Origin of the sequence: Exiguobacterium sp. SH1S21, from assembly GCF_004337175.1 — a bacterium.
Classification (GTDB): Bacteria; Bacillota; Bacilli; order Exiguobacteriales; family Exiguobacteriaceae; genus Exiguobacterium; species Exiguobacterium aurantiacum_A.
In genome coordinates, this window is sequence record NZ_SJUY01000002.1 from 191,265 (window position 1) to 204,965 (window position 13,701).

At 51.2% G+C, this 13,701-nt stretch carries 12 protein-coding genes and 2 tRNA genes; 3 read left to right on the plus strand and 11 right to left on the minus strand.

All coding sequences use genetic code 11. The features are described 5' to 3' along the window. Positions 1-12 precede the first annotated feature (12 nt). From EVJ24_RS04480 to EVJ24_RS04510, 7 genes are all read right to left on the minus strand, one after another. On the minus strand, positions 13-951 hold the full coding sequence (locus tag EVJ24_RS04480) for a PstS family phosphate ABC transporter substrate-binding protein (RefSeq protein ID WP_131439916.1): 939 nt from the start codon (positions 949-951) through the stop codon (positions 13-15). Between the two features lie 152 nt (positions 952-1,103). Next, positions 1,104-3,161 (minus strand): peptidoglycan D,D-transpeptidase FtsI family protein, encoded by a 2,058-nt coding sequence (locus tag EVJ24_RS04485; protein WP_201740345.1) that lies wholly within the window; start codon positions 3,159-3,161, stop codon positions 1,104-1,106. A gap of 153 nt (positions 3,162-3,314) precedes the next feature. Next, a complete protein-coding gene (locus EVJ24_RS04490; RefSeq protein ID WP_071397750.1) occupies positions 3,315-3,923 on the minus strand; it encodes a superoxide dismutase in 609 nt (202 codons plus the stop codon). 84 nt (positions 3,924-4,007) lie between these two features. Further along, complete coding sequence (locus EVJ24_RS04495) at positions 4,008-5,477, minus strand: alpha-amylase (protein ID WP_131439918.1); 1,470 nt, start codon at positions 5,475-5,477, stop codon at positions 4,008-4,010. Positions 5,478-5,599: 122 nt separating this feature from the next. Further along, a tRNA-Ile gene (locus EVJ24_RS04500) sits at positions 5,600-5,673 on the minus strand. A 4-nt stretch (positions 5,674-5,677) separates the two neighbouring features. Further along, a tRNA-Met gene (locus EVJ24_RS04505) sits at positions 5,678-5,754 on the minus strand. A gap of 116 nt (positions 5,755-5,870) precedes the next feature. Continuing rightward, entirely contained in the window at positions 5,871-7,517 is a 1,647-nt protein-coding gene (locus tag EVJ24_RS04510; protein WP_131439920.1) for a Na/Pi cotransporter family protein, read from the minus strand. A gap of 200 nt (positions 7,518-7,717) precedes the next feature. On the opposite strand from EVJ24_RS04510, the gene EVJ24_RS04515 reads away from it, so the two are divergent. From EVJ24_RS04515 to EVJ24_RS04525, 3 genes are all read left to right on the plus strand, one after another. Then, complete coding sequence (locus EVJ24_RS04515) at positions 7,718-8,158, plus strand: DUF1189 domain-containing protein (RefSeq protein ID WP_236637557.1); 441 nt, start codon at positions 7,718-7,720, stop codon at positions 8,156-8,158. 252 nt (positions 8,159-8,410) lie between these two features. Beyond that, a complete protein-coding gene (gene ispG, locus EVJ24_RS04520; protein ID WP_016508052.1) occupies positions 8,411-9,532 on the plus strand; it encodes a flavodoxin-dependent (E)-4-hydroxy-3-methylbut-2-enyl-diphosphate synthase in 1,122 nt (373 codons plus the stop codon). A 70-nt stretch (positions 9,533-9,602) separates the two neighbouring features. Continuing rightward, the gene (locus EVJ24_RS04525; protein ID WP_236637558.1) at positions 9,603-10,187 is read left to right on the plus strand and encodes a hypothetical protein; all 585 of its coding nucleotides are present in this window, start codon (positions 9,603-9,605) and stop codon (positions 10,185-10,187) included. A 32-nt stretch (positions 10,188-10,219) separates the two neighbouring features. Here the strand turns inward: EVJ24_RS04525 and EVJ24_RS04530 are convergent, their stop codons facing one another. From EVJ24_RS04530 to EVJ24_RS04545, 4 genes are read right to left on the minus strand one after another with little or no spacing between them, the layout of a single operon-like run. After that, the gene (locus tag EVJ24_RS04530; protein ID WP_131439922.1) at positions 10,220-11,617 is read right to left on the minus strand and encodes an NAD(P)H-hydrate dehydratase; all 1,398 of its coding nucleotides are present in this window, start codon (positions 11,615-11,617) and stop codon (positions 10,220-10,222) included. 53 nt (positions 11,618-11,670) lie between these two features. Next, positions 11,671-12,081, minus strand: coding sequence for a Fur family transcriptional regulator (locus EVJ24_RS04535; RefSeq protein ID WP_070327015.1), 411 nt, complete (start codon positions 12,079-12,081; stop codon positions 11,671-11,673). Then, the gene (locus tag EVJ24_RS04540) at positions 12,068-12,931 is read right to left on the minus strand and encodes a metal ABC transporter permease (RefSeq protein WP_131439924.1); all 864 of its coding nucleotides are present in this window, start codon (positions 12,929-12,931) and stop codon (positions 12,068-12,070) included. Before EVJ24_RS04540 ends, EVJ24_RS04535 begins: the two co-directional genes overlap by 14 nt. Continuing rightward, on the minus strand, positions 12,928-13,686 hold the full coding sequence (locus EVJ24_RS04545) for a metal ABC transporter ATP-binding protein (RefSeq protein ID WP_131439926.1): 759 nt from the start codon (positions 13,684-13,686) through the stop codon (positions 12,928-12,930). Before EVJ24_RS04545 ends, EVJ24_RS04540 begins: the two co-directional genes overlap by 4 nt. Between the last annotated feature and the right edge of the window lie 15 nt (positions 13,687-13,701).

Sequence of the window (13,701 nt, forward strand, 5' to 3'; positions counted from 1 at the left end):
CATCCGCAATATTTATTCGCCAGCGATCTCGTCGATCACTTTGGCGTTCTCGTCGTAACGAGCTTGTTCCATACCGACATAGCCGACTTCCTCAGACAAGGCTGCCGCGTTCTCGTTCAAGAACCGCGTGTAGTCTGCGACTTGTGGCTTATCTTTCAATGATGCGTTGTTCACGTACGTGTAGATTTCACGCGAGAGCGGATACGACAAGTCGTTGATCGTTTCTGTCGTTGGTTCAACGCCTTCTACACTCATCGCACGAAGTGTGTCTTGGTTTTCAATGTAGTACGCGTATCCGAAGAAGCCGATCGCACCTTTCGTTCCGGCAACTCCTGTTACGAGGACGTTATCGTCTTCTGACAACTGCGCGTCTTGACGGATGTCCGTGTCTTCAAGTACTGCTTCGTTGAAGAAATCGTACGTTCCTGAATCTTTACCAGGTGAGAAGAATGAGATCTCTTCATCCGGCCAGTCCGAGCGGACGTCTTTCCATGTTTTAATATTGCTGTCTGTCCACATTTTGTTAAGCTCTTCAATCGTGATGTCTTGGGCCCAATCGTTTTCTGGGTTGACGACGAGTGAGAGTCCGTCAAGCGCGACGGCGAGTTGTGTATATTCAACGCCGTTCGCTTCAGCTTCGGCCGCTTCTTCTTCTTTGATTTCACGTGATGCGTTCGAGAAGTCTGTCTCACCGGTTACGAAACGTTTGAAACCGCCGCCCGTTCCAGATACACCGACCGTTACTTCAACGTCTGGCTGTTCAGCTGAATACTCTTCAGCGACCGCTTCCATGATTGGGAATACGGTAGACGAACCGTCCATGACGACTTTACCTGAAAGTGCGTCCCCTTCGGCTCCACCGTTTTCTTCTTCATTGTTTCCACATGCGGCACCGACGATGGCCACCGAAGTGATTGAAGCGAGTAAAGCTGATTTTTTCATCCAAGACATTTCTGACGTCCTCCTTGAGTTTGCTTTGATTTGTGTTGCGGGTCTGTTGTTTCGTCCTACAATTAACATCCTAATAAACTACTATTAACGATAAATAAACGGAACGTAAAAGAATTGTAAAGATAAAAAAAGAAGCCACCGAAGTGACTTCTTTACTGGAGCTGTGCTTGGACGTCTTCTAAATCAAAATACACTTTCATGATGTCATGGGCGACGCGCGTGTTGACGCCTTCCGCCTCAAGACCTGGCATGATGATCGCCCACGCGATCTCTGGGTCGTCGTACGGAGCCCAGCCGACGTGGTTCGAGTTGAGCGTCTTGATCGGCTCACCGTTCGCGTTTCGTTTCGCTTGGCCGTCCGGCCCTTCCGCGATTGCTTGCGCGGTCCCGGTCTTACCGGCTGCCGTCATCCCCGTCTGTTGGAGAATCCGTGACGTCCCGGTCTCGACCCCTTGACGGAAGCCTTCACGTGAACGCTGGATGAACTCGTCGCGGATGTCGACTTTGTTCAGCGCTTTCGGCTGGAAAGTGCTGACGACTTGTTTGTTCATCTCATCGAGCGAGCCCGGTTCGATGATTTCTTTTAAAAGATGCGGTTGCACCCGATACCCGCCGTTGGCGAGCGTCGACGTATATTGCGCGAGTTGGATCGGCGTATACGAGATGAACTGACCGATCGACATATCCATCAACAGTGTGACACGGTCCGGAACGCTCCGGAAACCGATCGACTCGTAAGGAAGATCGATGCCCGTCTCGATCCCGAGTCCGAACTGTTTATAGTAGTGCTCCATCGTATTGAACGCCTCGGTGACGTTGTCACCGACGATTTGGCCGGTCGAGTAATAATCAGCGAGCCTGAGCGCGATCTGGAACATGTAAATGTTCGACGACATGGCGAGCGCATCGAGGTCGTTGATGTTCCCCATGTTCCGGTAAGACGACTTGAGCGAAGACCCGATACGGATCGGTGCGTCGTAAATGTATTCGCCCGGCTTGATGACTTCTTCTTCAAGTCCGAACGCGACGGTCGCCCCTTTGATCGTCGAGCCGATTTGGCTCGCTCGGAGGACGGTTCCTGTCGAGACGTCTTTAAACTCGTTCGTCTCGAGATCTAACTCTTGCCCAGACAAAGCGAGCAGCTCGCCCGTCTTCGGATTCATGACGACAACGAAAGCCCGGTCGAAGTGTGGGCTCCCCGAACGTCCGGCGAGGATCGCCTTCTTCAAGATCTCGTCGACTTCTTTTTGGAATTCGATGTCCGTCGACAAGATGATATCTTTTCCGGGATTACCGCTCACGCGCGTAGGCTCACCGACCGGTTGGCCTTTGTACGTCGTGAACACGTCATAAGCCGGAGTCCCGCGTAAAATATCTTCATATTGCTGCTCGAGATAAGACGTCCCGACCCGATCGTTCAACCCGTAGCCTTTTGCCTGATACGAGGCCCGTTGCTCGGCCGGGATTTGACGATAGCTTCCGAGGAAGCTTTGGAACGTTTCACCGAACGGATAAGCCCGTTGGTAGTATGGTTCGACGCTGACGCCGGGCAACAGCTCCAAGTTTTCTTCGATCAAAGCCATCTCTTTCGGTGACGCGCCAATCTTGATGACTTGCGGGTCTAACGCGTACCCGCTCTCCATATTATGTTTGATGGCGATGATCTCTTCGGTCGCATCATCGAACGTGATCTCTGCTTGTGTGATTGAATCAAGCAGCAACTGATCGACTTCTTGGTTCGACAAGGCGGCCCGCTCTTCTTCCGGTAGCTCGGCGAGAAGGGATTGGACTCGTTCTTGCGAGCGCTCGGGATCGATGGCGATCCAATAGTCCTTGCGATCCCGTTCGGTCACTTTGCGATCTTTCTCCGGAATGTCGACGATCTTAGCAAGTTTGACCGCAACATCGAGACGCTCTTCCGTTTTCGTCACTTGGGAGCGACGGTACATGACCGAATAGTTCGAAATCGTGTCGGCCAACACTTGCCCGTTCCGATCGTAGATTTTGCCGCGAGGCACCTCGTACTTGATCTTGCTCGACTCGGTCTTTTGAACTTCTCGGGCGATTAACTCTCCGTTGACGATTTGGACGACGCCTAACCGAAAGATCAACGTCGCAAACAAGATGAAGACGATAAAGAACAATAAATTTAATCGTAACGGAAGGTGGTTACGCCGTTTTTTCGGCACTTTCACACGGTGTCTAGCCAATTCAGTTATCTCCTTCCACTTTCAGTTGCTTCTATATTATACTTTTCTGTATTTCTATTTTCAGACTCGATTTTTACTATATCATAATTTGTTTACAAATTAATGAAATGTAGAAAAAATCCCGAGATTCAACCGAATCTCGGGATCGTGTCATTATTTGGCGTCAGCGTAAAGCTTCGCGACGTAATCCCAGTCGATGACGTGGAAGAACGCTTGGATGTAGTCCGGGCGACGGTTTTGATAGTTCAAGTAGTATGCGTGCTCCCAAACATCGAGTCCAAGGATCGGCGTGATGCCTTCCATGATCGGTGAATCTTGGTTCGGTGTCGACGTGACTTCGAGCTTTCCGCCTTTGACGACGAGCCAAGCCCAACCTGAACCGAAACGAGTTGTAGCGGCTTTCGTGAACTCATCTTTGAACGCGTCAAAGCTGCCGAACGCTTCGTCGATTGCCGTTGCGAGTTCGCCCGTTGGCGTCCCGTTCTCGTTTTTCTTCAACAACTTCCAGAAGAACGAGTGGTTCCAATGGCCGCCGCCGTTGTTACGAACAGCTGTCTGAATGTCAGCAGGAAGCGAATCGAGTTTTTGGAGCAAGTCTTCAAGTGAAGAGTACTCTACGTCTTTTCCTTCGAGTGCATTGTTCACGTTCGTGACGTAAGCGTTGTGGTGTTTCGAATGGTGGATTTCCATCGTGCGTGCGTCAATGTGTGGTTCGAGTGCATCGTATGCGTAATCAAGTTGTGGTAATTCAAATTTAGCCATAACTAAAATCCCCCTTAAAATTGGTTTGAACAACGTTCGTTTTAAATGTAACAGATTTGTGACGGCTTACTCAATTGTAAAGGCTTATTCCACATCTTCGTCCGGCAACGCCCAGACCGAGATCGATCCTGCCGCTACTTTAAATACCCCTTTTCCATCTTCGTCAATCTCGATGATTTCATCGATCGTCTGCGTCAAGTCGACCCATTTCTCACCGGCACGATGCTCCCCAACAAACATCTGTTTCTCCGCTTCTTCGTTATTCGAGATGATGACGGCACAACCTGAACGCTCGATGTCCTCACTGCCGTGTCGGACCCAGCCGATCACGTGCTCGTTATCGAAGTAGTCGTCTTGTTGCCCATACGCTTTTTCACGACGGGCGTACAGAAGCGGATCAATGGCCAGCTTCTTCCCTTCGACCGGGTGGGGCCCGTTGATGCCGTAGTAATCCCCGTAGAAAACACACGGATAACCGTCTTGACGGAGTAAAATCAAACCGTAAGCACTCTGTTTGAACCAATCTCCGACCCATGACTCGAGCGCCTCGGCCGGCTGTGAGTCATGGTTGTCGACGAACGTGACCGAGTGAAGTGGGTGGGACTGGACGAGTGTGTCGTCAAAGATCGTCCGCAAATCAAACGATGCGCCTTCGATCGAGGCACGCTGCAAATTGTAATGGAGCGGCACGTCGAACAGGTCGACGTGGTAGTCGATGTTGTCTAAAAAAGCACGGCAATCTTCGAGCTCCGACTTCCAAAACTCACCGACCAAGTAAAAGTTCTCGCCTTTTTCATCTTTCATCTTTTGGCTGAACTCTTTGACGAAATCGTAGTTGATATGTTTGATCGCATCGAGACGGAAACCGTCACATTGCGTCTCTTCGATGAACCACTTGCCCCAATTTAATACTTCTTCCCGGACTTCCGGATGGTGATAGTCGATGTTCGCGAACATCAAATAGTCGTACACCCCGAACTCACTATCGACGTTGTCATTCCATTTCTTGTTTTCGCCTAAGATGAAGAAGATACCGCTGTGGTCGCCCGCCGCGTCATAGTCTGTTCCGTTGAAATGATGGAAGTTCCATTTGAACGACGAATACTTACCGTTTCGCGCTTTATAATCAAACTTCGTCCAACCTTCGATCTCAAACGGTTCTTCCGACAACACTTTCGTCCGGTCTTCCGGATCGACTTCTAACACGTCGAACTTCTCGGTCGCGTCGGCTCCGGCTTTATGGTTCAACACGACGTCCATATATACTTGCATCCCGAGCTCTTGGGCGTGTTTCGTCGCCTCAAGCAGCTCTTGCTTCGTCCCGTATTTTGTGGCGACGGTTCCTTTTTGATCAAACTCGCCTAAATCATACAAATCATAGACACCATATCCCGTATCCTCATCACTCTGACCTTTAGTGACTGGTGGCAGCCAAAGTGCGGTGATTCCTGCTTTTTTCAATTTAGAAGCCCGTTCTTTCAATCGCTTCCAATGCTTTTGGTCAGCCGGGACGTGCCATTCAAAAAATTGCATCATCGTATGATTTCGTTCCATCTCGCTTCGCCTCGTTTCATATTTTTCAAAAACAAAATGCTAACGGATATTTACCCGCGTCTTCACTTTTGAAAACAAAAATGTAAACAAAAAAGCAGCTTTCATTAGAAAGCTGCCCTCGATGGACCCTGTAGGACTTGAACCTACGACCGGACGGTTATGAGCCGTCTGCTCTAACCAGCTGAGCTAAGGGTCCTTATTGGTAGCGGCGGAGGGAGTCGAACCCACGACCTCACGGGTATGAACCGTACGCTCTAGCCAGCTGAGCTACACCGCCACGTTGTTATACAGTAATAATATACTGAATGAAAGCGCCACTGTCAATGAAAAGTCATATGTACGAAAAAAAGTCCTGCTACTTATAACTTACAGTAGCAGGACTTTTTCGAAACGTTACACCGATACTTCGTTCGTTGCATCTTCGAGTGTAATTTCTGTGATGTTCATCGCATGGTCACCGATCCGTTCAAGGTTCGAGAGCATGTCGACGAAGAACATACCAGCTTGGCCGTCACATTCACCTATGTTCAAACGAACGACGTGATTTTTACGGAACTGGCGCTCGAGCATGTCGAGTTTCGCTTCCATTTCGATGACTTGACGCGCCTCGACCATGTCGCCGCTAGCGAGCGTCTGGAGTGACTTCTCGAGTGTCAATCGTGTCAAATCGTACATTTCTGTCAACTCTTTTTGCGCTCCCGCTGAGAGCGTAATCCGTGTCGCCGTCTTATAGTCGATCAACTCGATGATGTTCTCAACGTGGTCACCAATCCGCTCGATGTCGTTGATCGCATGCATGAGTGTCTTATGCTCTTGTGACTCTTGCTCCGTCAAATCGACGGCAGCCAATTTGACGAGATAATCCGTAATCTTAGCGTTCAATGAGTTGAGCGCTTCTTCAATGTGCGCCGATTTCTCAGCGTGTTTCTTGTCGCCTGTAGTCATATAGTTGCGTGCCTCGTCAAGGCCGAGCTTAGCGAAATCACCCATGCGGATGACTTCATATTTGGCTTGCTCGACTGCGATTGAAGGCGATTGTTCGATGAAAATCGGGTCCAAGTGCTGCGCTTTCGTATCGACGATTGAATCTTCACCCGGTACGAGTTTCGTCACGATCCAAGCAATCGTCCCGATGAACCAGAACTGGATAAACGTGTTGACGACGTTGAACGTACCGTGGGCGAAAGCGATCTGCATCTTGTCTTCGATCGCGAGGAAGTTTGTGATCCACAAAATATATGACGTGAATGGCACTAACAATATCATGAAAATCGTCGTCCCAATCAAGTTAAAGATGACGTGCGCCGCTGCCGCACGACGGGCCGCGACTGAGGCACCGATTGAAGCGAGAATCGCTGTGATCGTCGTTCCGATGTTGTCACCGAACAAGACAGGCAGTGCCGCGTCCAAGTCGATTGATCCACCAGCGTATAGTTCTTGCAAAATCCCGATTGTCGCAGAAGACGATTGCACGATGACCGTGAACACCGTCCCGACGATGACACCGAGGAACGGATTGTCACTCATAGATTGCGTCAAGTCGATGAAATATTCACTCGAACGTAACGGCTTCATCCCGTCTCCCATAAGTTCGAGACCGTAGAAGAGCGCCCCTAGACCGAAAACGATTTGTCCGAGGTGTTGGAATTTCTCTCTTTTGAAGAAGAAAAGAAGCACTGCACCGACTGCAATCATCGGTAGCGAATATGCACCGACATCGAAACCGATGATGAATGCCGTGACTGTCGTCCCGATATTCGCTCCCATGATGACCCCGATTGCTTGACGGAGCGTCATGAAGCCGGCGCTGACTAGACCGACTGTGATGACGGTCGTACCTGAAGACGATTGAATCAAGACCGTAACAATGATCCCGGCTAGTACTCCGAGGAACGGATTCGATGTATACTTATCAAGGATGTCGCGCAGGCGATTACCTGCAGACTTTTGAAGGCCGTCTCCCATCGATTTGATACCGAATAGGAAGATCCCTAATCCTCCAAAAAACATGAATAACATTTCTTGCAAATTGTATTCCACGATTTTTGTACTCCTTTTGATTGTGTATTGGTTGTGTTTAATTGGTTCTTGTTGCCCTACTCATTATGCCTGCATCATCTAGTCGATGTAAACACGTTTAATGTTAAGGTTTTATTAACCGACTGTCTTATTTTTGTTTGATTTTAGTTTTTTGTACTATAACAGAATGGGGTTTTGTATGTATGCTTAAAACGACATCAATGTTTATCCGCCATAGCCTGCTACCTACGAAGCAAACGCTACGGCTCCGTCTAGCTCCGCTGCACGCTTATATGTTGGCGAGCCTTGTCTTTACAATCGTCGCGACTGTTTTAGATTACCTCGTCTTGCGTCCCGATTTTTTCGCACCGATGTGGTTGTTCTTACACGGGTTCGCCATTTTTTTCTTCTATATGACTTGGGTCGCCGTCGCCGCCTTGTTCGTTCAACTCGTGACGAGACTTCGAATGAAGAAACCGTGGTCGTATCGGCAAGCTTGGCCTTACGCGGTCGCGATGACACTCGTCCCGACGCTCGTGCTCATCGCCTTGTATCACGCCGTGCCCGCATTTATTTGGTTCGGCTTCGTCGTCACGATCGTCTACTTGACCGTCCCGCTATTCCAAATCCCACTCAAACAAAAAAACTCGGGACGGCGCTAACACGCGCTGTCCCGAGTTTTATCACGTCTTCGGTGCAAGTTCAGTAAGTACTTCCTGTTGCTATTCGTCCGATATATCGGTCTTGAGACGGTAGAAAATTATGAAGCATCTGTTAAGATAACGTTAGACTTTGTAAAGAGCACATCTTAGGAGCGCTTGCCGGGTGCTTTTTCACAAGCATTTCGTTATGATAAGAAAGAAACCAACCATCTAAATCGATTGGAACCTTTCCAAAAGAAGGAGATTACGTATATGTCAGAAATTTTACACCGTTCATTAACTCGTCCGATTCGTGTCGGCAACGTCATCATCGGAGGATCTGATGAAGTCGTCATTCAGTCGATGACAACGACGAAAACGCACGACGTCGAAGCGACTGTCGCCGAAATTTTACGTCTTGAAGAAGCAGGTTGCCAAATCGTCCGCGTCGCTTGTCCAGATGAGCGAGCGGCCGACGCGCTCGCTGAAATCAAGAGTCGCATCAACATCCCGCTCGTCGTCGATATTCACTTCGACTACAAATTGGCGTTAAAAGCCATCGAGAGCGGTGTCGATAAGATTCGGATCAACCCCGGTAACATCGGTCGCCGTGAGAAAGTCGAAGCGGTCGTTAACGCCGCTAAAGCGAAAGGCATCCCGATCCGCATCGGTGTCAACGCCGGTTCGCTCGAGAAGCAGTTCCTCGAAAAATACGGATATCCGACAGCTCAAGGCATGGTCGAAAGTGCGATGCACCACGTCAAGATTTTAGAGGACCTCGGTTTTTACAACACGATCATCTCGCTCAAAGCGTCTGACGTGAACCTTGCTCTCGAGGCGTACACGCTCGCCGCGAAGACGTTCGACTACCCGCTCCACGTCGGGATCACTGAATCAGGACCGCTGTTCTCAGGATCACTCAAATCAGCGGCCGGACTTGGTGCGATCCTCTCACTCGGGATCGGCTCGACGGTTCGTGTGTCGCTGTCTGACGATCCTGTCGAAGAGATCAAAGTCGCCAAAGAAGTGCTCAAGTCGTTCGGCCTAGCCGCTAACGCCGCGACGCTCATCTCTTGTCCGACATGCGGCCGTATCGAAATCGATTTGATCTCGATTGCGAAAGAAGTTGAAGAGTACATCCAAAACATTAACGTCAACATTAAAGTCGCCGTCCTCGGCTGCGCGGTCAACGGACCGGGTGAAGCACGTGAGGCGGACATCGGCATCGCCGGTGCCCGTAACGAAGGCCTGCTCTTCCGTCACGGGAAAATCATCCGTAAAGTACCGGAAGCAACGATGGTCGAAGAGTTGAAGAAAGAGATCGACGCTATCGTCGCCGAGAAACTTGCCGCGCGTGAGCTTGAAGAACAACAACTTGCCAACCAATCTAACTAATCTCTCGCCCGCTCGGTTGCAACCGAGCGGGCTTTTGATACAATGAGTGTTATGGCAAGGAGGAATCAAGATGCATATTGGGATAGATTTAGACGGGACCGTCACGGATCCGCAAAGTTGCTTTCACTATATGAACGACATACTCGGTTACGCCATCGATTATCATCAAGCGACCGAATACGAGCTCCATACGTACACGGATATGACACAACATGATTTTTGGACGTTCATGATCGAACACGGTCATGAAGAAGCCATCTATCGGCGTTCACTCCCTCACTCTGAAGTGAACAAAGTACTCTGGCATATTCGGAAAACGCACCAACTTCACTACGTGACGGCGCGCAGTGAGGCCGTCCGGTCCGTCACCGAGGACTGGATCAAACAGCATGAACTGCCGCTCGACTCATTGATCATGACAGGTAGCCACGACAAGGTTGGCGTCGTCAAAGATCTCGCGCTCGACTTGTTCATGGAGGATCGCTATGAGAATGCCATCTCGATCCATGAACAGACATTGATTCCGGTGCTCTTGTTCGACGCCCCGTATAATCGCCGGCCGTTACCGGACGGGGTGAAACGCATCACGTCTTGGAACGAGGCGCTCCATCTCGTCGACCACCTCGAGACAACGAAATCGATCATCACCCCATAAAAAAGAGGAATCCGTCGCTGGATTCCTCTTTTTCATACCCGTCCAATCGCCTCGATGACATCGCTCGCGAGAACACTTGCCGGATGGATTCGTTCACTCGCTTTTTTAGCGGCTAACGCGTGCCATAGAACGGCTTGTTCGTTCGGAGGCTGCTCTGGCTCGATCCGCGCACTACGGGCCCAGAGCGCGAGCAGCATGCCCGTCAAGACGTCACCGCTCCCGCCTTTCGAGAGTGCCGGGGCTACAACTGTGTTGACGGCGCCAGTACCGTCTGGGGAAACAATCAACGTATACGTCCCTTTTAAAATGAGATGAACCCCATGTTGCCTCGCAAAGTCTGAGGCGGCCTTAAACCGATCCGCCTCGATCGCTTCAACCGTCTGTCCCGTCAACCGGGCAAGTTCACCGGGATGCGGGGTGAGCGTCAATGGGCCCGACGCCTGTAAGTGTTCCTGCGTCAGCGCACCGGCATCGACGATGATTGGCGTCGTCCGTTTCTTGACCGCTTGCCAAGCATTCGTCAACCGTTCATCCTCGACCATGCCGGGACCGATCGCCGTCGCCGCATACCGCGCGTCCGGTATGGCGTCGATCTCGTAAAACATCGCCTCCGGTAACGTTGCGACCAGTGCCATCGCCTCAGCCGGCACCGCCAAATCGAGTAGTCCGAGTCCGCTCCGAAGCGCGGCCTGCGCTGCTAGAAACGGTGCCCCGATCAAGTGGCGGCTCCCGCCGACGAGCTGACCGTGACCGTAAGTCGATTTATGGCCATATGGATCACGGGATAACAGACCGCGATCAAAATCGGTCTCCGTCAACACGCGCCAGTTCGACGTCTCAGGCAATCCGATGTCGATTCGTTCGACTTTCCCGTAAAACGGTGCGGTTTGATTCAAGAACGCACTTCGCTTGTAACCATGTAACGTCAACGTCTGATCGGCTTTGATCGCGTGACCGTCGAACCGGCTCGTCTCGTCGCTCGGCACACCGGACGGGACATCGACCGCGATCACCGTCACCGCTTGGTCGCACATCCAGGTGATCACGTCTCTCGCTTTCCCTGTGACCGGTCCGTCAAGGCCTACTCCGAACAAGGCGTCGATAATATAGTCCGTCCGTCTCGGATCATCTACGACCGGGACCACTTGCTTCGCTAACGCTGCGTGCGTCAAGGCTTCTGGCGATCTCGGCTCGCCGAGTGGTGCCCAAACGCTGACGTCATACCCACGCCGGTGCAGTTCACGGGCGATGACCCAACCGTCACCCCCGTTATTCCCTCGTCCACAGACGACGAGGACGGATGCCTCTGCTCGAATCGCCAAACGATTCGTCAAGGCCAGCGCCGCCCGCTCCATCAAGGCTTCGGGCGTCGTCCCGTGTGCAAAAGCCTGTTCATCCGCTCGCTTGATGTCGCTTGCCGTATAAATCATCGACTCACTCCTTCCTTATACACAAAAAAAGGAAGTTTAAGTAATCAACCTCCTTACTTACATTGTTTACAATACCCGTAAATCTCAAATTTATGATCGATGACCTCAAAATCAGGGTCAAGCGTCTCTACGTAACGCATCGGGCAAAGTTCGAGCAGTTTCGTCTTGCCGCACCCGCGGCAGATCAAATGATGGTGGTGGTGCGATGAGCCACACGTGACCCGGAACGCTTTCTCACCGTTCAACTCGGTCGCTTCGAGCAACCCTTCCTCCGCAAACGACTTCAAGTTCCGGTAGACCGTATCAAAGCTCATCGTCGGATGTTTCGAACGCATATAGTCGAGGACGTCTTTCGCACTGACGTAGCGTTCTTCGGCCGCCAAATAAGCGTACATCTCAATCCGTTTCGGCGTCACTTTCAACGACGACGATTGCAACCGTTCGATTTGTTCAGTCTGTTTCATGGAGTACCTCCTTCTTCCGTAACGAGCCGATCTTCTCAAACAACATGACGGCAGCCAAAATCAAGACGGCGAGCAAGACGATGACACCGCCCGGGGCGACGTCTAGTTCGTAGGCGAGGACAAGTCCCCCGATCGTCGCAAACTCACCGAACACGATTGCCCAAACAATCGTCTGTTTGAAACTGTTCGTGAACCGGAGTGCGGCCGCGACCGGTAACGTGATCAAGCTTGAGACGAGCAACGTGCCGACGATCCGCATACTGACGGCGATGACGAGCGCGACGACGAACATGAACAACATGTGTAACAACGTGCTCGGCAATCCGGACACTTTCGCTTGTTCTTCATCGAACGACAAGAACAAGAGCTGTTTATAAAACACGACGATGACGATGACCGTGATGAGCGCGACAGCTAGAATCAAACCGATATCAGACGGACTGACCGCTGAAATCGAACCGAACAACAGCGTCGACAAATCGACCGAGAAGCCGCGCGACAACGAAATGAAGATCGCGCTCAGCCCCATCCCCGCCGACATCATGATCGGGATCGACAGCTCTTGGAAATGGACGTACTTATTGCGGAGCCAATCGAGACCGAGCGCCGCAAGCACCGAGACGAGCGTCCCGAGGTAGAGCGGATTCAAGTCAGAGAAGAACAAGACATACTGACCGAGAAACAAACTGAAGGAGATGCCGGCGAGCGTCACGTGTGACAAAGCGTCGGCAATCAGACTCATCCGTCTGACAACGACGAAGGAACCGATCAACGGGGCCGTAAACCCGATGACGACGGCCGCTATGAACGCATAACGTAAAAAACTATAGGTTAACAAGTCGGCAATCATGACATACCTTCATGAACGAGGACTTTGACGGGATACGGCTTGATGGCGGCAAGTTCTCCTAGTTCGCTATATTCTTTCAACCCACAGTTACAGGCCATACGTCCCCGGTCAAGATGGACGACTTTCGTGACGAGGTCGGTGACGACGTTTAAGTCGTGCGTGACGAGGATGAACGTGCACGACGTATGCTCGCGCAACAAGTGGAGCACTTCATAAAAGTCCCGCAGATGCTTTTGGTCGACCCCGACCGTCGGCTCATCCAAGATGAGCAAATCGGGTTGGTTGACGATGGCCCGGGCGATGAACACACGCTGCTGTTGCCCACCGGACAGGCTTCCGATTTTGCGGTTCCGATACTGCCACATGTTGACCGTCTCGAGCGCATTTTGAATGGCGGCCTTATCTTCCATGTTCAATCGCTTGAACAGGCCTAACCGTCCGTACCGGCCCATCGCGACGACTTCTTCGACCGTCACCGGAAACCCAGAGTTAAATGACGCCGCTTTTTGGGAAACGTAACTGATACGGGACTTGTCCTTGAATTGGCCTTGCGGGCGACCGAACAGTTCGACCGTTCCCGCCTGTGGGCTCAATAACCCAAGGATCGTCCGAATCAACGTCGACTTGCCTGAGCCGTTCTCACCGACGATGGCGACGAAATCACCTTGCTTGATGTCGATGGACACGTCCCGAAGTGCGGCCGTGCCATCGTAATAATACGAAACATGATCTAATTTTACGACAGATGTCGTCATGAGCTACCCTTCTCT

Excerpts from the sequence above, each read along its gene's own strand:
- EVJ24_RS04540 (WP_131439924.1), bottom strand. The coding sequence starts at position 12,931 with ATGATTGCCGACTTGTTAACCTATAGTTTTTTACGTTATGCGTTCATA.
- EVJ24_RS04535 (WP_070327015.1), bottom strand. The coding sequence starts at position 12,081 with ATGAAACAGACTGAACAAATCGAACGGTTGCAATCGTCGTCGTTGAAA.
- EVJ24_RS04545 (WP_131439926.1), bottom strand. The coding sequence starts at position 13,686 with ATGACGACATCTGTCGTAAAATTAGATCATGTTTCGTATTATTACGAT.
- EVJ24_RS04490 (WP_071397750.1), bottom strand. The coding sequence starts at position 3,923 with ATGGCTAAATTTGAATTACCACAACTTGATTACGCATACGATGCACTC.
- ispG (WP_016508052.1), top strand. The coding sequence starts at position 8,411 with ATGTCAGAAATTTTACACCGTTCATTAACTCGTCCGATTCGTGTCGGC.
- EVJ24_RS04515 (WP_236637557.1), top strand. The coding sequence starts at position 7,718 with ATGTTTATCCGCCATAGCCTGCTACCTACGAAGCAAACGCTACGGCTC.
- EVJ24_RS04525 (WP_236637558.1), top strand. The coding sequence starts at position 9,603 with ATGCATATTGGGATAGATTTAGACGGGACCGTCACGGATCCGCAAAGT.
- EVJ24_RS04480 (WP_131439916.1), bottom strand. The coding sequence starts at position 951 with ATGTCTTGGATGAAAAAATCAGCTTTACTCGCTTCAATCACTTCGGTG.
- EVJ24_RS04495 (WP_131439918.1), bottom strand. The coding sequence starts at position 5,477 with ATGGAACGAAATCATACGATGATGCAATTTTTTGAATGGCACGTCCCG.
- EVJ24_RS04530 (WP_131439922.1), bottom strand. The coding sequence starts at position 11,617 with ATGATTTATACGGCAAGCGACATCAAGCGAGCGGATGAACAGGCTTTT.